This is a genomic window from Micromonospora sp. NPDC049240 (assembly GCF_040647835.1).
GTDB lineage: Bacteria > Actinomycetota > Actinomycetes > Mycobacteriales > Micromonosporaceae > Micromonospora.
This window is the reverse complement of the sequence record NZ_JBEZCX010000019.1, coordinates 1-18,678: the sequence shown is the minus strand read 5'-3', so window position 1 is coordinate 18,678 and position 18,678 is coordinate 1. Positions and strand designations below refer to the sequence as shown.

Genomic DNA, 18,678 nt, shown 5'->3' with positions numbered 1-18,678 from the left:
TCGATGCGGCGAGGAGTCGGCCGGTGGGCCGCGGCTGCGGTGGCGGCACTGCTGGCGGCGGGCACGGTGACCGGGTGCGGCGGCGAGGAACGGCCGGTCCGCGAGGTGGCGGCGGAGCTGCCCACGGCGGCTCCGGTCGAGGAGCCGGCGGAGGCGCCGGCCGACGCGCCGAGCGAGGCGCCGCCGGCGGTCGAGGCGATCGGTGGCAAGCCCAGCCCCAGCGCGAAGGCGAGCGGGAAGCCACGGCCGAAGCCGTCCCGCACGTCGACGGCGCCGTTGGCCCGGCCGAAGCCGCCGACCGAGACGCGGGTGCCGCCGCCCCCGCCGAAGCCGGCGCCCAGCGGCTGCAAGCCCACCCACCGGGGCACCAAGGCGACGCAGAGCCAGGTCAAGGCGGCGCTGGCCGACGCGGCGGCCCGCACCTACTGGCCCACCTCCGCGCCCGACATCCGCGTCCCGTCGGCGCTGATGAAGGCGACCGCCTGGCAGGAGAGCGGCTGGCAGTCGACAATCGTGGCCTGCGACGGCGGCGTCGGGCTGATGCAGGTCATGCCGGCCACCGCGGAGTGGATGAACCAGCGGTTCGAGCAGTCGTACGACATCGACGACTACCGGGACAACGCCTACCTGGGCGGCACCTATCTGGCCTGGTTGACGAAGTACATCGGCGACATGTACTTCGAGTCGGACTACCGGCTGGACGCCTCGCTGTGCACCGCCGAGCTGAACTCCTGCCTGCTCAACGCCGTGATCTCGGCGTACAACTACGGGCACGGCGCGGTGGCCCGGGAGGGGCAGCCGCTGGCGATCCCCAACCCGCAGTACGTCCACAACGTCCGCGAGCTGATGACCAGCTGCGAGTGCCTCGGTTTCTGAGCGGCCCGCGGCGACCGGGCGTCGGCGTGCTGCCGACGCCCGGTCACCTGGTCAGTCCCGCGCGGTGACCGGCTCGGCCGGTGCGTGGGCCGCCTCGGTGGGCGCGTCCGGGTCGCGGGTGATCCGCCCGGGCCACCAGAACCGGTCGCCGAGCAGGAACGCCAGCGCCGGCACCAGCACGGTACGGACGAGCAGCGTGTCCAGCAGCACGCCGACGCAGACGATGATCCCGATCTGGGTGAGCGTGATCAGCGGGAGCACGCCGAGCACCGCGAAGACCGCGGCCAGCAGCACGCCGGCGCTGGTGATGACGCCGCCGGTGACCCGCAGCGCGGACAGCATGCCGTCGCGGGTCCCGGTCCGACGGGCGTCCTCCCGGGCCCGGGTGACCAGGAAGATGTTGTAGTCCACGCCGAGTGCGACCAGGAACACGAACGCCAGCAGCAGCACGCCGCTGTCCAGCGCCGGGAAGCCCAGCACGTGGTCGAAGAGCAGCCAGGCGGCGCCGAGGCTGGCGAAGAACGACGCGATCACGGTCAGCACCAGCAGCAGCGGGGCCAGCAGGCCACGCAGCAGCAGCACCAGCACGGCGCCGACAAGCAGCAGGATGATCGGCAGGATCAGCCGCAGGTCCCTGGTGTTGGCCTGGTCGGAGTCGTAGGTGGCGGCGACCGTGCCGCCGACCAGTGCGCCGTCCGGGGCGTCCGCCCCGGCGACGGTGGGGGGCGCGGAGTCGGGCACGGCGGCGACCGCGTCGCGCAGCGCCGTCACGGCCCGGTCGGAGGCGGCGGTGCCGGGCTCGGCGGTGAGCACCACGTCGACCTGGGCGACCCGGTCCCCGGCGAGGCCGGGCCGGGCCGAGGCGACACCGTCGACCGCGCCGGCGGCGGCGAGCACCGCGGGTGCCGCCTGCGGGTTGGTGAGCACCGCGACCGGCTGCGTGCTGCCGGCCGGGAAGGCGCGGGCGAGCGTCTCCGCGCCGGCGACCGCCTCGGGCCGCTCCCGGAACTGCTCGGTCTCGGACAGGCCGGTGCGGATGCCCAGCCCGCCGAGCGCGAGGCCGGCGAGCAGCAGCGTGGCCAGCACCGCGACCGGCAGGGGCCGGCGGACGACCAGCTCGCCGAGGCGGCCCCAGAGCCGGCCCTCCCGGGCGGCGCTGCCGACGCGCGGAACGAACGGCCAGAACAGGCCCCGGCCGAACAGCACCAGCGCGGCGGGAAGCACGAACAGGGCGGAGAGCATGGCGAACACCACACCGATGGCGCACGCCACCGCGAGTGCCCGGTTGGTCTCCTGCTCGGACAGCAGCAGCGTGAGCACGCCGAGGACGACGGTGCCGCCGCTGGCCAGGATCGGCTCGGCGGTGCGGCGCAGCGCGGCCCGCATGGCGGTGAACCGGTTCTCCTCGCGGCGCAGCTCCTCGCGGTAGCGGGCGATGAGCAGCAGGGCGTAGTCGGTCGCGGCGCCGAAGACCAGCACGCTGGCGATGCCGGTGACCTGGCCGCTGGGCAGGTAGATCCCCAGCGCGGGCACGACGGTCTCGACCGTGCGCAGGGTGAACTGCTCGGCGGCGGCCACCACGAGCAGCGGCACGAGCCACAGGAACGGGCTGCGGTAGGTGATCAGCAGCAGCAGCGCCACGACGGCGGCGGTGACCAGCAGCAGCGTGGTGTCGGCGCCCTGGAAGACCTTGCTCAGGTCGGCGGTGAAGGCGGGACCGCCGGTGACCTCGACGGTCAGGTCGTCGGGCAGGTCGGCCACCGCGTCGCGCACCTTGCCCACCTCGTCGACCACGGCCTGCTGGTCGCCCGCGGTGGACAGCGGCACGGCGACCAGCGCCACGGTGCCGTCGGGGGAGAGCTGGGCGGGGGCGACCCGGCCGCCGACGGCGAGCGGGCCGAGCTTGCCGGCCGCGGCGTCCAGCGCGGACCGGTCGGACGCGCTGAGCGGAGCCCGGTCGGCGCGGCTGACCACGACCAGCGCGGGCTGGGTGTCCCGCGACGGCAACTGGTCCTGGAGGCGCTCGACCTGGGTGGACTGCCACTCGACGGAGAGGCCGGTGGCGGAGACCGGTTCGGGGTTGTCCGGTCGGGGTAACCCGAAGACCACCGCGCCGACGACGAGTGCGGCGGCCACGGTGAGCCAGGCGGCCAGCCGGCCCCGGGCTACGCGGGTGAACAGTGACATCGGATGCCCTCTTGATCCTGCGGGATGATTCTCGCCAGCCGAGTATCTTGATGAGCGAGATTATCCGGCAAGGCTCTATGCTGCAAGCCGGACCGAGGGGATGGCGGCGAGCGGTGACGGGGCACGGCATGTACCGGCGACGGAGCGACCCACGGGGGCGCATGGTCGCGGAGATCACCAACGACCTGCGTCGTTACTCGGCGGACGCCCAGCACGTCGGGCACGCGTTCGCCGGGCTGCACGGGTTGAACCCCACCGATCTCCAGGCGCTGATCGCGGTGATGGAGGCCGAGCTGGTGGGCGAGCCGATCACCCCCGGCCGCCTCGGCGAGGTGCTCAACCTCTCCTCCGGCTCGGTGACCGCGCTCGTCGACCGGCTGGAGCGCGCGGGGCACATCCGGCGCGACCGGGACACCACCGACCGCCGCAAGATCCTCCTGCACTACGCCGACCGCGGCGCGACGCTGGCGCAGAGCTTCTTCGGCCCGCTGGGCCGGCGTACCGACCAGGTGATGGACCGGTTCACCGACGAGGAGTTGGCCGTGGTGCACCGGTTCATGGGCGAGATGGTGCACAGCATGCGGGCGCACCGCGACGAGGTGCGCGCCGCCCGCGGCACCACCACCGAACCGTCCGGCGACCGCTGACCGTGCGGCTCGTCACCCGGCTCGCCGCGGCCGTGCTGCGGCTGCCCGCTGCCCGCGTCGGCCGGGTCACCGTCACCCGGGACGCCCCGGTGCGGGTCCGCGACGGGGTCACCCTGCGCACCGACCACTACGCGCCGGACCTGCCGGGCGCGGCCTGCGTGCTGATCCGTACCCCGTACGGGCGGGGCGGCCCGATGCGGCTGCTCGGTCGCCTGGTCGCCGAACGCGGTCATCACGTGGTGATCCAGTCCTGCCGTGGCACGTACGGCTCCGGCGGCGAGTTCGACCCACTGGTGCACGAGCGCGACGACGGTCTGGACACGCTCGACTGGCTGCGCCGGCAGCCCTGGTGGACCGGCGTGTTCGGCATGTTCGGCGCCAGCTACCAGGGCTTCGTGCAGTGGGCGGTGGCCGCCGAGGCCGGTGACGAGCTGCGCGCGATGGTCGCCGTGGTGACCGCCTCGGCCACCCGCGACTCGACGTACGCGGGCGAGTCGTTCGCGCTGGACACGGTGCTCACCTGGGCGGAGCTGCTCCAGGCGCAGACCGTGCCCTGGCTGGCCCGGCAGTGGGAACTCAAGCGCGGCCAGCCACGGCTCGTCCGGGCGCTGGCCCACCTGCCGCTGGTCGAGGCGGACCGGGTGGCCACCGGCGTGACCGTGCCGTTCTTCCAGGAGTGGCTGCGCCACCACACGCCGGGCGCGGACTACTGGCGAGCCCGGGTCTTCGGCGACCGGATCACCGAGGTGCGGGCGCCGGTCGCGATGGTCAGCGGCTGGCAGGACATCTTCCTCCCGGCCCAGCTCGACGACTACGCCCGGCTGCGCGCCACCGGCGCCCGGCCACGGCTGACCGTCGGCCCGTGGACCCACGGCAGTCCGGGTCTGCTGGTCGCGGCGCTGCGCGAGGGGCTGGACTGGTTCGACGAGCACCTGGCCGGTCGACCGGCGTCCCCCGGCGCGGAGGTGGCGCGCGCGCCGGTGCGGGTGCACGTGGGCGGCGTCGGGGGCGGGTGGCGTGACCTGCCCGACTGGCCGCCGCCCGGCACGCCGACGCGCTGGCACCTGCGTCCCGGTGGCGGCCTGTCGCCCGCCCCGCCGGTGGGCGGCCCGCCGGACCGGATCCGGTACGACCCGGCCGACCCGACCCCGTCGCTGGGCGGCCCGCTGCTGGTGGCCCAGCGGGCGGGCGCGGTGGACAACCGGCCGGTGGAGTCCCGCCCGGACGTGCTGACCTACACCGGTGAGCCGCTCGACGACCCGGTCGAGGTGATCGGGCCGGTGCACGCCGAGATCCACCTGCGCAGCGAGCTGTCCTACCTGGACGTGTTCGTGCGGCTGTGCGACGTGGACCGGCGCGGCCGGTCCTGGAACGTCTGCGACGGCCTGGTCCGCGTCGAACCGGGCCGGTTCCCGGCCGGCGCGTCGGGCGTGGTGCGGGTGCCGGTCACGCTCTGGCCGACCGCGTACCGGTTCGCGTCGGGGCACCGGCTGCGCCTCCAGGTCTCCGGCGGCGCCCACCCGCGCTGGGCGCGCAATCCCGGCACCGGGGAGCCGCTCGGCACTGCTGTCACGCTGCGTGCGGGATGGCGCGAGGTGGTGCATGATCCCGAGCATCCCTCGGTGTTGCTGCTGCCGGTCGCGCGGCTCGACGGATAGTCACCAATAACGTCTTTGAGCTGGGCATTCCTGCCAATGAGGGATAGGCTTCCCGCAAGTGCCCGTTGCTGTGCAGCCATCCGGCAGGGGCGCGTCCGCAGATCTCAAGCCATCACACGTAGTGATGATCGCTCCCTTGTCGACATCGCTCGAAAGGGGATCCGCCATGACGTCGGCTCCGGCGAACCTGCTGGCCGTCCGCAGCCTGTTACTCACCTACCTCAACGTCGACAAGAACGTCGTCCGGGATCAGGATCTCGAGCCGGCGGAGGTCGGCATCGTCGGTGATCCCAGCCACCGGGGCGGCTACCACTGCGGCTCGGACCGGGTGGTGACCAACGACTACTCGGTGGTGGAGTCCACCCGGGACCGTTCCGGGCTGACCCTGTACGCGTCCGCGTTGGACGTCGGCACGTTCTCGGTCCGCTCCGGCGGCGCCACCCACACGTTGCGCACGTTCTCCACCTGGCTGGTGGCGCAGTGCGCGGCGAACGCGGCCGACACCCGGGACATCCGGGAGGTCATCTACTCCGCGGACGGCCGCACCGTGCGGCGCTGGGACCGGCTGGGTCGGCGCACCAGCGGCGACAGCAGCCACCTCTACCACACCCACATCAGCTTCTTCCGCGACTCGACCAGGGCGGGCCGGGACCAGACCCCGTTGTTCCGCCGCTACCTCACCGCCATCGGGCTGATCGCCCCAGTGACACCGGAGGACGACATGGAACAGACCGACAAACTCGTCGGGAACACCGGCTCGACCAGCCGTACGGTCGGCGACGTGCTGGCCGACCTGCAGAACCTGCGTAACTGGCTGATCTCGCCGGTCAACACGGTCGGGTTGGTCAACCCGCCGCTGGCGAACTCCCCGCTCCAGCAGATGCTGGCGATGCTGCGGGCCTGGCCGGCGCTCGTGGCGCAGGTGACCGAGCTGTCCGGCAGGGACTTCACCGACGAGCAGCAGATCGTCACCGGCGTGCTCGCCGGGCTGCCGCCGGAGAAGATCGCCGAGGCCATCCCGCCGCAGATCGCCCGCGACGTCGCCGACGAGCTGTCCCGGCGGCTGACCGCCTGACCCGGCCGCGCCGCGACGACTGCCGCGTCGCGGCGTCGGGCATTCGGCAACAGTCATTGCGCAACAGCTCTTGCGAATGTCAGAGCGTCCCGGCCCGGCCGTGACCGCCCCGGCCGGCGCCTCCGCGCCGCCCGCGGTCGCGCCGTCCGGCGGCCTGTTCCGGCACCGCGACTTCCGGCTGCTCTGGACCGGCCACACCATCAGTGCGGTGGGCAGCAACATGACCGCCGTGGCGTTGCCGCTGGTCGCCGTGGCGGTGCTCGACGCCAGCACGTTCCAGGTGGCGGTGCTGACCGCCGCCGCCTGGTTGCCCTGGCTGCTGGCCGGCCTGCCGGTCGGGGCGTGGGTCGACCGGGTCCGTCGTCGGCCCGTGATGATCGCCGCCGACCTGGTCGCCGCCGCGTTGTTCGCCGGCGTCCCGGTCGCCGCGCTGCTCGACCTGCTCACCGTCGGGCACCTGCTGGTCGTGGCGCTCGGCGCCGGCCTGGCCCGGGTCTTCTTCGAGACCGCCGACCAGGTCTACCTGCCCACCCTGCTGCCGCCCGAGCAGGTGCCCCCGGCCAACGCCCGGCTGCACGCCACCCAGACCGCGAGCTACCTGCTAGGCCCCGGACTGGCCGGGCTGATCGCCCAGCTCGCCGGCGCGGTGACCGCGGTGGCGCTGGACGCGGTGAGCTTCCTGGCGTCCGCGCTGTGCCTGCACCGCATCCGCGCGGTCGAGCCACATCCGCGCCGGGCCGCCGGGACGGTGTCCCTGCGCCGGGACGTGGCCGACGGGCTGCGCTTCGTCACCCGGGACCCGTACCTGCGGGTGCTGACCGTCTTCGGCGCGGCGAGCAACATCGGGCTCACCGGCTACCAGGCGGTGCTGGTCGTCTTCCTGGTCCGCTCGGCCGGGCTGCCGCCCGGCCTGGTCGGTCTCCTGATCGGCCTGGCCAGCGTCGGCGGGGTCGTCGGCGCGGCGCTGGCCGCCCGGCTGGCCCGGCGGCTCGGCACCGCCCGCGCGCTGCTGCTCGCCGGCGCGCTCACCGGGCCGCCCGCGCTGCTGATCCCACTTGCCGGCCCCGGCGCGCGGGTGGCCTGGCTGGTGCTCGGCGGCGCGCTGGTGAGCCTGGGCGTGGCGGTCGGCAACGTGGTCAAGGGCAGCTTCCGGCAGACGTACACGCCGCACCGGCTGCTCGGCCGCGTCACCGTGAGCATGCACCTGCTCAACTACGGCACCATCCCGCTCGCCGCGCTGCTGGCCGGCATGCTGGGCGCCGCCTGGGGGCCGGCAGGCGCGATCCGGCTGATGACCGCCTGGCTGGCGCTCACCCCGTTGATCCTGCTGATCGGGCCGCTACGCCGGCGACATGAGCTGCCGGCGGCACCCGCCTGACGACGCGCTGCGGCGGCGGTCGGAGCCCGACCGCCGCCACCGGCACTACGTCACATCGGACGGACGTTGTCCGCCTGCGGGCCCTTCTGGCCCTGCGTCACCTCGAACTCGACCTTCTGGCCCTCGTTCAGCTCGCGGTAGCCGCCGCTCTGGATGGCCGAGTAGTGGACGAACACGTCCGGGCCTCCGCCGTCCTGCTCGATGAAGCCGAAGCCCTTTTCCGAGTTGAACCACTTGACCGTGCCGGTTGCCATGCGTCTCTCCCTGTTCAATGCGGGTGAGCACCGACCCGCGGTCGGTGATCGCCCCTGTACCTCCTCGACAGTAACCGCCCGAACCCGGATCCGCTGGCGGAAGTGCCGGCGTGGCTCACGAATACCTGCGAACCGGAAACCCTCCCCGACCCGACCCGGGGCACGGCATGCTTGCCCGGATGAGCACAACAACGGCGCTTGCCGACCTGGAACGGGAGATCACGGCGCCCGGTGCGGGCCCCGACCGCCTGCGCCTGGTGGCCACGCCGTTCGTGCCCGAGGTGCGGCTGCACCTGGCCGAGGACGCCATCCTGTGGTGGGCGCGGATGGAGGCCGCCGCCGGGCGGTCGCTCCCGCCGCCGTACTGGGCCTCGGTCTGGGCCGGTGGGCAGGCGCTGGCCCGGCACCTGCTCGACCACCCCGAACTCGCCGCCGGGCGGCGCGTGCTCGACCTGGGCGCCGGGTCCGGGCTGGTCGCCATCGCCGCCGCGCTCGCCGGGGCCGACCGGGTGGTCGCCAACGACGTCGACCCGTACGCGGTGGCCGCCGTCACCGTCAACGCGCGGGCGAACCGGGTCCGGGTGGCCGTCGACGGCGACGACCTGCTCGACGGGGTGGCCGGTGTCGACCTGCTGGTCGCCGGCGACGCCCTCTACGACGCCGAGCTGGCCGCGCGGATGCTGCCCTACCTGCGACGTTGCGCGGACCAGGGCGTCGAGGTGCTGGTCGGCGACCCGGACCGGGGCCACCTGCCGCCGGCCGGGCTGGAACTGGTGGCCAGCTACCCGGTGCCCACCACCGAGCCCTCGGTCGACTCCCCGGTACGCCGGGTCCAGGTGCTGCGCCCCCGCTGACCCTCGGGGATCGTCCGGAGGGGATCTCCGGGGCGGCTGGGGGATCACGCCCGATGTGCCGGGTGGTCGGCCGGGCATAGCGTGCTCGGCATGACGGCCCCGCTGACCCGGTTCGGGCAACCGCCCACCACCCCGCTGACGGGCCTGCTGGGCGTGGTGATGCTCGCGGACGGCGTACCCCTGCTCGGGCTGCTGGTGCCCGGCGACGCCGCGACCCTGGCGGCGGTAGGCGCGGGCCGGCCGGCCGGCCGGCGGCGCGGCGACCGGCTGACCGGGTCGGGTCCGGCCGCCACGGGGGAGGCCGGACCCGGCGCGGGTCACCAGCCGCGGGCCCGCCACTGCGGCACGGCGGGCCGCTCGGCGCCGAGCGTGCTGTCCTTGCCGTGACCCGGGTAGAACCAGGTCTCGTCCGGCAGCCGCTCGAAGAGCTTCGCCTCGACGTCGTCGATGAGCCGGCCGAACCGCTCCGGGTCCTGGTCGGTGTTGCCGACCCCACCGGGGAAGAGCGAGTCCCCGGTGAAGAGGTGCGGGGTGCCGGACGGGTCGCGGTGGAGCAGCGCGATCGACCCCGGCGTGTGCCCGCGCAGGTGGATCACCTCCAGCTCGCAGTCGCCGACCCGGACCGTGTCGCCCTCGTGCAGCGGCTCGGCGGCGATCGGCAGGCCCTCGGCGTCGTCGGCGTGCACCAGCGCGCGGGCGCCGGTCTTCGCGACCACCTCCTCCAGCGCGACCCAGTGGTCCATGTGCCGGTGGGTGGTCACCACCGTCGCCAGCCCGCCGTCGCCGACCAGCTCCAGCAGCCGGGGCGCCTCGTTGGCGGCGTCGATCAGCGCCTGCTCGCCGGTGGCGCGGCAGCGCAGCAGGTAGGCGTTGTTGTCCATCGGGCCCACCGACAGCTTGGTCACGGTGAGCCGGTCGAGTTCGCGCACGGCCGGCGGGCCGCCGGGCGTGACGTCTCCGGTGTAGGTCATGACGGGGTTCAGATCCATTCCGGTGGGTTCGGCAGAGGGCCGTCGGGATCGACGGTGAGCAGCTCGCCCGTGCCCCGGCCGGTCAGCCAGGCGGCGAGTTCCGGCGCGGGGCCGGTGATCGTGGGCGCGCCCTCGGGGTCGCCCACGACGAGGTCGCGCGCCGGGCCGTCGGGCCGCAGCAGCATGGCCGGCGCGGTCGGGTCGTCGGCCAGCCCGGTGGCCACCTCGTGCAGCAGCCGCTGGGCGAACGCCTCCGGCCAGTCCGCCGGCCGGTAGCCGGCAGCCAGGTCGACGTGGTGCACCTCGATCTCGCGCAGCCGGGCCCAGACCAGCAGCGCCGCCGGCCACGGGCCGCGCCGGGTCTGCACCGTGGCGCCCCACGCCCCGGGCGGCATCTCCGCCACCGCCACGTCGAAGCGCGGGCCGCTGCGACGCAGGTCGTCCAGGAGGTCGGCCGGGCCGCGCCCGGCGCCCGCCTCGATGTCGGCGTTCCGTGCCTCGACCGAGGCGTACATCGGGATGTCCGCGCCGGTTCGCGCGGCGGTGAGCAGGTTGACGAACCCGTCGGCGTTGCGGGCCAGGTGGGTGAGCACGTGCGCGCGGGTCCACCCCGGCAGCAACGACGGCGCCGCGACGTCCGCGGCGGCCAGGTCGGTCACGGTACGCAGCAGCCGGTCGTTCGCCTCGGCCAGCTCGCCGGTCAGCAGCAGGGGGTCAGTCGTCATCGGGTTCGACAGTAGCGGCCCGGCCCGCGCCGCGCCGCCGGGGAAATCGCTTTCGGCGCGTCGCCGCGCGTCCTACCGTCGGGGCCGACGGCTTCACGCCGTGACGCCGGGAGTCGGAGGGAGGTGGTGCGCATGCCGGTCCCCGCGCGTGTGTCCGCCCTGATCCCACGACCCCGATGAGGACGCCATGACCCTCGACCTGACCGCCCTCGGCTGGGACGCCGACTGGGCGACCCACCTCGATCGACGCGCCGACCACCGACCCGGGCGGGTGGCCCGGGTGGACCGCGGCGTGTGCACCGTGCTGCGCCCGGAGGGGCCGGTACGGGCGAGCCTCGGCGGCGGCGTGCTCGCCGCCGCGGCCCGTGACCTGACCGCGTTGCCCTGCGCCGGTGACTGGGTGCTGCTGGCCACCTGGCCGGACGGCCCGGTCACCGTGGAGGCGGTGCTGCCGCGGCGCACCGCGCTGGTGCGGCGTACCGCCGGCAAGGACGCCAGCGGCCAGGTGCTGGCCGCCAACCTCGACACCGCCGCGGTGATCGAGGCGGTGCACCCGGCACCGGACGCCGCCCGGATCGAGCGCCTGCTCTCCCTCGTCCACGAGTCCGGCGCCGAGCCGCTGGTGGTGCTCACCAAGGCCGACCTGGCCGCGGACCCGGCCGCGGTGGCCCGGCAGCTCGCCGAGCTGGCCCCGGGGGTGCCGGTGCTGCCGGTCAGCGCCGAGCGCGGCACCGGCCTGGCGCCGCTGCGCCGGCACGTCGCGCCGGGGCGCACGCTGGGCCTGCTCGGCCCGTCCGGGGCGGGCAAGTCGAGCCTGGTCAACGCGTTGGCCGGGGCTGCCGTGATGCCCACCCAGGCGATCCGCCGGGTGGACGGCAAGGGCCGGCACACCACCACCTGGCGGGCACTGGTGCCGGTCCCGGGCGGGGGCGCGGTGCTGGACACTCCCGGCGTCCGGGCGGTCGGCCTGCTGGACGGCGCCACCGGCCTGGACCGGGCGTTCGCCGACATCGCCGAGCTGGCCACCGGCTGCCGGTACGCCGACTGCGCGCACGACGCCGAGCCGGCCTGCGCGGTGCGGGACGCGCTGGACAGCGGCGCGTTGCCGGCCCGCCGCTGGGAGAGCTGGCGCCGGTTGCAGCGGGAGCTGGCGTACGAGAGCGGTCGTCGCGCGGCCCGGGTGGCCGCCGAGCGGCGGGGCGGCTGGCGCGGTGGGCGGCGACGCACCGGGCGTCCGGCGACGCCGCCCACTCCCGGCGCCCTCTGAACTGGGGGAATGTCCGCGCACCGGAAGTTGTCACACCTCGGGGCTAGAGTTGCCGGGGCGCTTTCCCTGCGCTTCGGTGACTGGGGAAATCACCCAGACACCTCGTGAAATCCACCCAGACCCGTCGTCTGGTGAACAGATCCGCCTCACATTCTTCTTCCGGGAGCACACGCACCGTGGCCGACCGTCTGATCATCCGTGGCGCGCGCGAGCACAACCTGCGTGACGTCAGTCTCGACCTGCCCCGGGACGCCCTGATCGTCTTCACCGGGCTCTCCGGCTCGGGCAAGTCCAGCCTGGCGTTCGACACCATCTTCGCCGAGGGGCAGCGCCGTTACGTCGAGTCACTGTCGTCGTACGCCCGGCAGTTCCTCGGCCAGATGGACAAGCCCGACGTCGACTTCATCGAGGGCCTCAGCCCCGCCGTCTCCATCGACCAGAAGTCCACCTCGCGCAACCCGCGCTCCACCGTCGGCACCATCACCGAGGTCTACGACTACCTCCGGCTGCTCTTCGCCCGCATCGGCGAGCCGCACTGCCCGGTCTGCGGCGAGCGGATCTCCAAGCAGAGCCCGCAGCAGATCGTCGACCGGGTCCTCGCGATGGCCGAGGGCACCCGGTTCATGGTGCTCGCGCCGGTGGTGCGGGGTCGCAAGGGCGAGTACGTCGACCTCTTCGCCGAACTCCAGGCCAAGGGCTACGCCCGGGCCCGGGTCGACGGCGTGGTGCACCCGCTGACCGAGCCGCCCAAGCTCAAGAAGCAGGAGAAGCACACCATCGAGGTGGTCATCGACCGGCTCAGCGTGAAGCCGAGCGCCAAGCAGCGGCTGACCGACTCGGTCGAGGCCGCGCTCGGCCTCTCCGACGGCCTGGTGCTGCTCGACTTCGTCGACCTGGCCGAGGACGACCCGGCTCGGGAGCGCCGCTACTCCGAGCACCTGGCCTGCCCGAACGACCACCCGCTCGCGATCGAGGACCTGGAACCCCGGGTCTTCTCCTTCAACGCGCCCTACGGCGCCTGCCCGGAGTGCACCGGCCTGGGCACCAAGAAGGAGGTCGACCCCGAGCTGATCATCCCGGACCCGGAGCGCACGCTGCGCGAGGGCGCGATCCAGCCCTGGGCCACCGGGCACAACCTGGAATACTTCCTGCGCCTGCTGGAGGCGCTCGGCGAGAGCCAGCACTTCGACGTCGACACGCCGTGGCGCGCGCTGCCGTCGCGGGCGCAGAAGACCATCCTGCACGGCTCCGACGACCAGGTCCACGTCCGCTACCGCAACAAGTACGGTCGGGAGCGCTCCTACTACACCGGCTTCGAGGGCGTGGTGCAGTGGATCGAGCGCCGGCACACCGACACCGAGTCCGAGTGGTCCCGCGACAAGTACGAGGGGTACATGCGGGACGTGCCGTGCGCGGCCTGCGGCGGCGCCCGGCTCAAGCCGGAGGTGCTCGCGGTCACGCTGGCCGGCAAGAGCATCGCCGAGGTCTGCAACCTCTCCGTGGGCGAGGCGGCCGACCTGCTCGCCGGCATCGAGTTGACCGACCGGCAGAAGATGATCGCCGAGCGCGTGCTCAAGGAGATCAACGCCCGGCTGAAGTTCCTGCTCGACGTCGGTCTGGACTACCTGTCCCTGGACCGGCCGGCGGGCACGCTCTCCGGCGGCGAGGCGCAGCGCATCCGGCTCGCCACCCAGATCGGCTCCGGTCTGGTCGGCGTGCTCTACGTGCTCGACGAGCCGTCGATCGGCCTGCACCAGCGGGACAACCACCGGCTCATCGAGACGCTGCTGCGGCTGCGCGGCCTGGGCAACACGCTGATCGTGGTCGAGCACGACGAGGACACCATCCGGGTGGCCGACTGGATCGTCGACATCGGCCCGGGCGCGGGCGAGCACGGCGGCAAGATCGTGCACAGCGGCTCGGTGCCGGCGCTGCTCGACAACGAGGAGTCGGTCACCGGCGCCTACCTGGCCGGTCGCCGGGCCATCCCGACGCCGGCCACCCGCCGTCCGCAGACGCCGGGCCGGGAGCTGGTGGTGCACGGCGCGCGCGAGCACAACCTGCGCAACCTCACCGTCAGCTTCCCGCTGGGCCAGCTCATCGCGGTCACCGGGGTCAGCGGCTCGGGCAAGTCGACGCTCGTCAACGACATCCTCTACACGGTCCTCGCCAACCAGATCAACGGCGCCCGGCTGGTGCCCGGCCGGCACACCCGGATCACCGGCCTGGAGCACGTGGACAAGGTCGTCGGCGTGGACCAGTCACCGATCGGGCGCACCCCGCGCTCCAACCCGGCCACCTACACCGGCGTCTGGGACCACGTCCGCAAGCTCTTCGCCGAGACCACCGAGGCCAAGGTCCGGGGGTACGGTCCGGGCCGGTTCTCGTTCAACGTCAAGGGCGGGCGCTGCGAGGCGTGCTCCGGCGACGGCACCATCAAGATCGAGATGAACTTCCTGCCGGACGTCTACGTCCCCTGCGAGGTGTGCAAGGGCGCGCGGTACAACCGCGAGACGCTCGAGGTGCACTACAAGGGCCGCACCGTCGCCGAGGTGCTGGACATGCCGATCGAGGAGGCGGCCGAGTTCTTCTCCGCCATCCCGGCCATCCACCGGCACCTCAAGACGCTCGTCGACGTCGGCCTGGGCTACGTGCGTCTCGGCCAGCCCGCGCCGACGCTCTCCGGCGGCGAGGCGCAGCGCGTGAAGCTCGCCTCCGAGCTGCAGAAGCGCTCCACCGGGCGGACGGTCTACGTGCTCGACGAGCCCACCACCGGCCTGCACTTCGAGGACATCCGCAAGCTGCTCATGGTGCTGGAGGGCCTGGTCGACAAGGGCAACACGGTGATCACGATCGAGCACAACCTCGACGTGATCAAGACGGCCGACTGGCTCATCGACATGGGCCCGGAGGGCGGTCACCGGGGCGGCACGGTTCTCGCCACCGGCACCCCCGAGGAGGTCGCCGAGGTGTCCGAGAGCCACACCGGCGAGTTCCTGCGGCCGATCCTCAAGCTGGCCGGCGACGCCAAGGGCGCCAAGGCGGCCACCACCCGGGCGGCCAAGGCCAACGGCGCCACCAAGTCGCGGGCCCGTAAGGTGCCGGCGGGGGCACGCTGACCGACGCGTACGCGCGGACGGGCCGGACCCGGCCCGTCCGTGCTGGCCGACGCGGGCCCGGACGGGCCGCCACGGCTGGTCCGGTCGCGGGATACGCGGTTCGTGACGCGCCGGTATGAACCGCGCGCCACCCTGGTGCGTGTACCGCAGTGTGGCCACGGATCATGAACCGGTGGCGACAGCCGAGAGAGAGGCCGGAGATGACTGACGACCAGGTGCCGACCGGACCGGTCACCCAGAGCCGTCGGGCCCTGCTCGCGGGCGCCGGCGCGGTCGGCGCGGCCGTGGTGCTGGCGGGCTGCGGCGACGACGACGCCACCCCGGGAGCGGCCCCGACCAGCGGCGGACCGCCCGGCGCCAGCGCCACCGGCGACGCCGGCGGCGGCAACCGGGACAGCAGCGGTCCGCTGGCCCGCACCACCGACATCCCGGTCGGCGGCGGCGCGGTGTACGCCAGCAAGGGCGTGGTGATCACCCAGCCCGAGGCGGGCCAGTTCAAGGGCTTCGACCCGATCTGTACGCACCAGGGCTGCCCGGTGTCGAACGTCGACGGCGGCACCATCAACTGCACCTGCCACAACAGCCGGTTCTCGATCAGCGACGGGTCGGTGAAGGCGGGCCCGGCCACGAAGCCGCTCGCGGCCAAGGAGATCAAGGTCAGCGGCGACCAGATCACGCTGGCCTGACCGGGCGTCGCGCCCCGCCGGCCGGGCGGGGCGCGGCGACGGTGGGGTGTCGGGGGTGCGGACTACGCTTGGCGCGTGGCTGACCCCTCGACCTACCGTCCCGCGACCGGCACCATCCCGGAGTCACCAGGGGTCTACCGGTTCCGCGACGGCACCGGCCGGGTGATCTACGTGGGCAAGGCGCGCAACCTGCGCAGCCGGCTCAACTCCTACTTCGCCGATCCGGTCAACCTGCACCAGCGCACCCGGCAGATGGTCTTCACCGCCGAGTCGGTCGACTGGATCACCGTCGCCACCGAGGTGGAGGCGCTCCAGCAGGAATACACCTGGATCAAGCAGTACGACCCGAGGTTCAACGTCCGCTACCGCGACGACAAGTCCTACCCCTACCTCGCGGTCACGCTCGACGAGGAATACCCGCGCCTCCAGGTGATGCGCGGCGCGAAGCGCAAGGGGGTGCGCTACTTCGGGCCGTACTCGCACGCCTGGGCCATCCGCGAGACGCTCGACCTGCTGCTCCGCGTCTTCCCGGCCCGCACCTGCTCATCCGGGGTGTTCAAGCGGGCCGGCCAGGTCGGCCGGCCCTGCCTGCTGGGTTACATCGGCAAGTGCTCGGCGCCGTGCGTCGGCACCGTCACCGCCGAACGGCACCGGGAGATCGTCACCGGCTTCTGCGACTTCATGGCCGGCCGGACCGACACCATGGTCCGCCGGCTGGAGAAGGAGATGCTCGACGCCAGCGAGCAGTTGGAGTTCGAGCGCGCCGCCCGGTTGCGCGACGACGTGGCCGCGCTGCGCCGGGCCATGGAGAAGCAGACAGTGGTGCTCGGCGACGGCACCGACGCCGACGTGGTGGCGTTCGCCGACGACCCCCTCGAAGCCGCGGTGCAGGTCTTCCACGTCCGCGACGGCCGGGTGCGCGGCCAGCGCGGCTGGGTGGTGGAGAAGACCGAGGAGCTGACCACCGGCGACCTCGTGCACCACTTCTGCACCCAGGTCTACGGCGGCGAGCAGGGCGAGGCCGACGTCCCACGGGAGCTGCTCGTCCCCGAGCTGCCCGGTGACGCCGACGCGCTCGCCGACTGGCTCTCCACCCGCCGGGGGAGCCGGGTCTCGCTGCGGGTGCCCCAGCGCGGCGACAAGCGGTCGTTGCTGGAGACCGTCGAGCGCAACGCGAAGGACGCGTTGACCCGGCACAAGCTCAAGCGCGCCGGTGACCTGACCACCCGCGGTCAGGCCCTCGACGAGATCGCCGAAGCGCTCGACATGCGGACGTCGCCGTTGCGCATCGAGTGTTTCGACGTCTCCCAGATCCAGGGCACCGACGTGGTCGCCAGCATGGTGGTGTTCGAGGACGGGCTGCCCCGCAAGAACGAGTACCGCCGATTCATCGTGCGCGGCGCCACCGACGACCTGTCCGCCATGTCCGAGGTGCTGCGCCGGCGCTTCGCCCGCTACCTCGACGCCCGCGCCGAGACCGGGGAGCTGGGCGAGGAGACCGCCGCCGACCCCGACCGCCCCGGCATCGACCCGACCACCGGGCGACCGCGCCGGTTCGCGTACCCGCCGCAGCTCGTGGTGGTCGACGGCGGCCCGCCGCAGGTGGCCGCCGCCGCGAAGGCTCTCGCCGAGCTGGGCATCGACGACGTGGCGTTGTGCGGGCTGGCCAAGCGGCTGGAGGAGGTCTGGCTGCCCGACGACGAGTTCCCGGTGATCCTGCCGCGCACCTCGGAGGCGCTCTACCTGCTGCAACGGGTCCGCGACGAGGCCCACCGCTTCGCCATCACGTTCCACCGCCAGCGGCGTTCCAAGCGGATGACCGAGTCGGCGCTCGACAACGTCCCCGGCCTGGGCGAGGTCCGTCGCAAGGCGCTGCTGCGGCACTTCGGTTCGCTGAAGCGGCTGTCCGGGGCCACGGTCGAGGAGATCACCGAGGTGCCCGGCGTCGGCCGACGTACCGCCGAGGCGATCCTCGCCGCCCTCGACAGCGACCCCGCCACCGCCCCGTCCTGACCGCCGCCCTCCCACAGCCTGTTGATCAAAGGGTTGACGTCACCGCGGCGAGCCGCTGGCACACCAACCCCTTGATCACGGCCGCACCCCGCCCGGCCTGCCCGTGTCCGGGCCGGCCCCACCTGTGCCCGGCTCAACAACCCGGTCCTCCGGTGATCATGAAGTTGGCTGCCGTGCTGTCGGCATGTCGGCCCGCCAACGTCATGATCGACGGGGTGACCGGGTGGCGTGTGGATGCCGTCCGGGAAGTTCTCGCTTTATGGGATGATTGTTCTGAATGGCGGGAACGGTGGAGATCTTGGAGCGTTTCGGCCCCCGGAGGGGCCGTTCGGTACCAAGATCTCCCGGCGCTCGGTTCGGGCAGGCTCACCAGGGGGGCCGCCTGGGTGGGGGTGTCGGGTTTGGGTCGGTGTGGGGTGGTCGGGGTCACCGGCTCGGGGGAATCGGGGCCGGGGGCGGGGTGTTATACCTGGCAGACCGCGTGGAGCCCGGCCCTCGGGCCGCTGGCAGCCCCGGTCGGAATGACCGGCCACCGGCCGTCGTTACATCCCCCGAGCCGCCGACCCGGCCACCCCGTGTGGCCCCGGTCGCGCCGGGCCCCTGAGCAGGCCACCTGATCGGCCGCCGGGCCCACCGCACACTTCCCCCGCACGCAGGCGTCCCCCGCGCCCGCGTATCCCCCACCCTCTGGGAGGCACCATCATGGCTACCACCCTGCTGCGTAAGACTGTGCTGACCGCTGCCGGTATCGCCGCGACCGCCGGTGGGATCGCCGGCCCCGCGATCGCCGCCCACGCCGCCCCCGCCGACAAGGCCACCGTGGTGGCCGACCGTAAGAGCGGCGAGCGGGAGTTGGACGTGCGCTACGAGGCGCAGCCGAACTTCTACTACTGCGGCCCCGCCGCCGCCCGCAACGCCATCAGCGTGCTCGGCAAGAACATCGACGTGCACGCGATGGCCAAGGAGAT

15 protein-coding genes and 1 pseudogene are annotated in these 18,678 nt (G+C 73.5%); 12 read left to right on the top strand and 4 right to left on the bottom strand.

Annotation, left to right across the window (positions count from 1 at the left end):
* Window positions 1-3 precede the first annotated feature (3 nt).
* On the top strand, window positions 4-876 hold the full coding sequence (locus AB0B02_RS25625; RefSeq protein WP_357304272.1) for a transglycosylase SLT domain-containing protein: 873 nt from the start codon (window positions 4-6) through the stop codon (window positions 874-876).
* Between the two features lie 51 nt (window positions 877-927).
* On the opposite strand, the gene AB0B02_RS25620 is transcribed toward AB0B02_RS25625, so the two are convergent.
* A complete protein-coding gene (locus AB0B02_RS25620; RefSeq protein WP_281936394.1) occupies window positions 928-3,063 on the bottom strand; it encodes an MMPL family transporter in 2,136 nt (711 codons plus the stop codon).
* A gap of 128 nt (window positions 3,064-3,191) precedes the next feature.
* On the opposite strand from AB0B02_RS25620, the gene AB0B02_RS25615 reads away from it, so the two are divergent.
* The 4 genes from AB0B02_RS25615 to AB0B02_RS25600 all read left to right on the top strand — a co-directional run bounded on the left by AB0B02_RS25615 (window position 3,192) and on the right by AB0B02_RS25600 (window position 7,821).
* Entirely contained in the window at window positions 3,192-3,710 is a 519-nt protein-coding gene (locus AB0B02_RS25615; RefSeq protein WP_281938486.1) for a MarR family transcriptional regulator, read from the top strand.
* On the top strand, window positions 3,707-5,368 hold the full coding sequence (locus AB0B02_RS25610) for a CocE/NonD family hydrolase (protein ID WP_281938484.1): 1,662 nt from the start codon (window positions 3,707-3,709) through the stop codon (window positions 5,366-5,368). The genes AB0B02_RS25615 and AB0B02_RS25610 overlap by 4 nt, the downstream gene beginning before the upstream one ends.
* Window positions 5,369-5,534: 166 nt before the next feature.
* Complete coding sequence (locus tag AB0B02_RS25605) at window positions 5,535-6,443, top strand: hypothetical protein (protein WP_281936392.1); 909 nt, start codon at window positions 5,535-5,537, stop codon at window positions 6,441-6,443.
* A 76-nt stretch (window positions 6,444-6,519) separates the two neighbouring features.
* Window positions 6,520-7,821: an MFS transporter gene (locus tag AB0B02_RS25600; RefSeq protein ID WP_357304267.1), complete on the top strand. Its 1,302-nt coding sequence runs from the start codon at window positions 6,520-6,522 to the stop codon at window positions 7,819-7,821.
* 50 nt (window positions 7,822-7,871) lie between these two features.
* Here AB0B02_RS25600 and AB0B02_RS25595 read toward each other — a convergent pair whose 3' ends face one another.
* On the bottom strand, window positions 7,872-8,075 hold the full coding sequence (locus AB0B02_RS25595) for a cold-shock protein (RefSeq protein ID WP_091059998.1): 204 nt from the start codon (window positions 8,073-8,075) through the stop codon (window positions 7,872-7,874).
* Between the two features lie 179 nt (window positions 8,076-8,254).
* On the opposite strand from AB0B02_RS25595, the gene AB0B02_RS25590 reads away from it, so the two are divergent.
* A complete protein-coding gene (locus tag AB0B02_RS25590) occupies window positions 8,255-8,929 on the top strand; it encodes a 50S ribosomal protein L11 methyltransferase (RefSeq protein WP_281936387.1) in 675 nt (224 codons plus the stop codon).
* 90 nt (window positions 8,930-9,019) lie between these two features.
* A pseudogene (locus AB0B02_RS25585) lies at window positions 9,020-9,166 on the top strand (DedA family protein); the annotation flags it as partial.
* 80 nt (window positions 9,167-9,246) lie between these two features.
* Here AB0B02_RS25585 and AB0B02_RS25580 read toward each other — a convergent pair.
* Window positions 9,247-9,900 carry an MBL fold metallo-hydrolase gene (locus tag AB0B02_RS25580; protein WP_281936384.1) on the bottom strand — a complete coding sequence of 218 codons (654 nt, stop codon included), beginning with the start codon at window positions 9,898-9,900 and terminating at the stop codon, window positions 9,247-9,249.
* Between the two features lie 8 nt (window positions 9,901-9,908).
* On the bottom strand, window positions 9,909-10,625 hold the full coding sequence (locus AB0B02_RS25575; RefSeq protein WP_357304261.1) for a maleylpyruvate isomerase family mycothiol-dependent enzyme: 717 nt from the start codon (window positions 10,623-10,625) through the stop codon (window positions 9,909-9,911).
* A 187-nt stretch (window positions 10,626-10,812) separates the two neighbouring features.
* On the opposite strand from AB0B02_RS25575, the gene rsgA reads away from it, so the two are divergent.
* From rsgA to AB0B02_RS25550, 5 genes are all read left to right on the top strand, one after another.
* The gene (gene rsgA, locus AB0B02_RS25570) at window positions 10,813-11,892 is read left to right on the top strand and encodes a ribosome small subunit-dependent GTPase A (protein ID WP_281936382.1); all 1,080 of its coding nucleotides are present in this window, start codon (window positions 10,813-10,815) and stop codon (window positions 11,890-11,892) included.
* Window positions 11,893-12,068: 176 nt separating this feature from the next.
* Window positions 12,069-15,011: an excinuclease ABC subunit UvrA gene (gene uvrA, locus AB0B02_RS25565; protein ID WP_281936381.1), complete on the top strand. Its 2,943-nt coding sequence runs from the start codon at window positions 12,069-12,071 to the stop codon at window positions 15,009-15,011.
* Window positions 15,012-15,211: 200 nt separating this feature from the next.
* The gene (locus AB0B02_RS25560; protein ID WP_281936379.1) at window positions 15,212-15,697 is read left to right on the top strand and encodes a Rieske (2Fe-2S) protein; all 486 of its coding nucleotides are present in this window, start codon (window positions 15,212-15,214) and stop codon (window positions 15,695-15,697) included.
* A gap of 75 nt (window positions 15,698-15,772) precedes the next feature.
* Window positions 15,773-17,710, top strand: coding sequence for an excinuclease ABC subunit UvrC (gene uvrC / locus AB0B02_RS25555; RefSeq protein WP_281936377.1), 1,938 nt, complete (start codon window positions 15,773-15,775; stop codon window positions 17,708-17,710).
* A 702-nt stretch (window positions 17,711-18,412) separates the two neighbouring features.
* Window positions 18,413-18,678: C39 family peptidase (locus AB0B02_RS25550; protein WP_357304255.1), on the top strand; the 266-nt coding region annotated here is incomplete at its 3' end.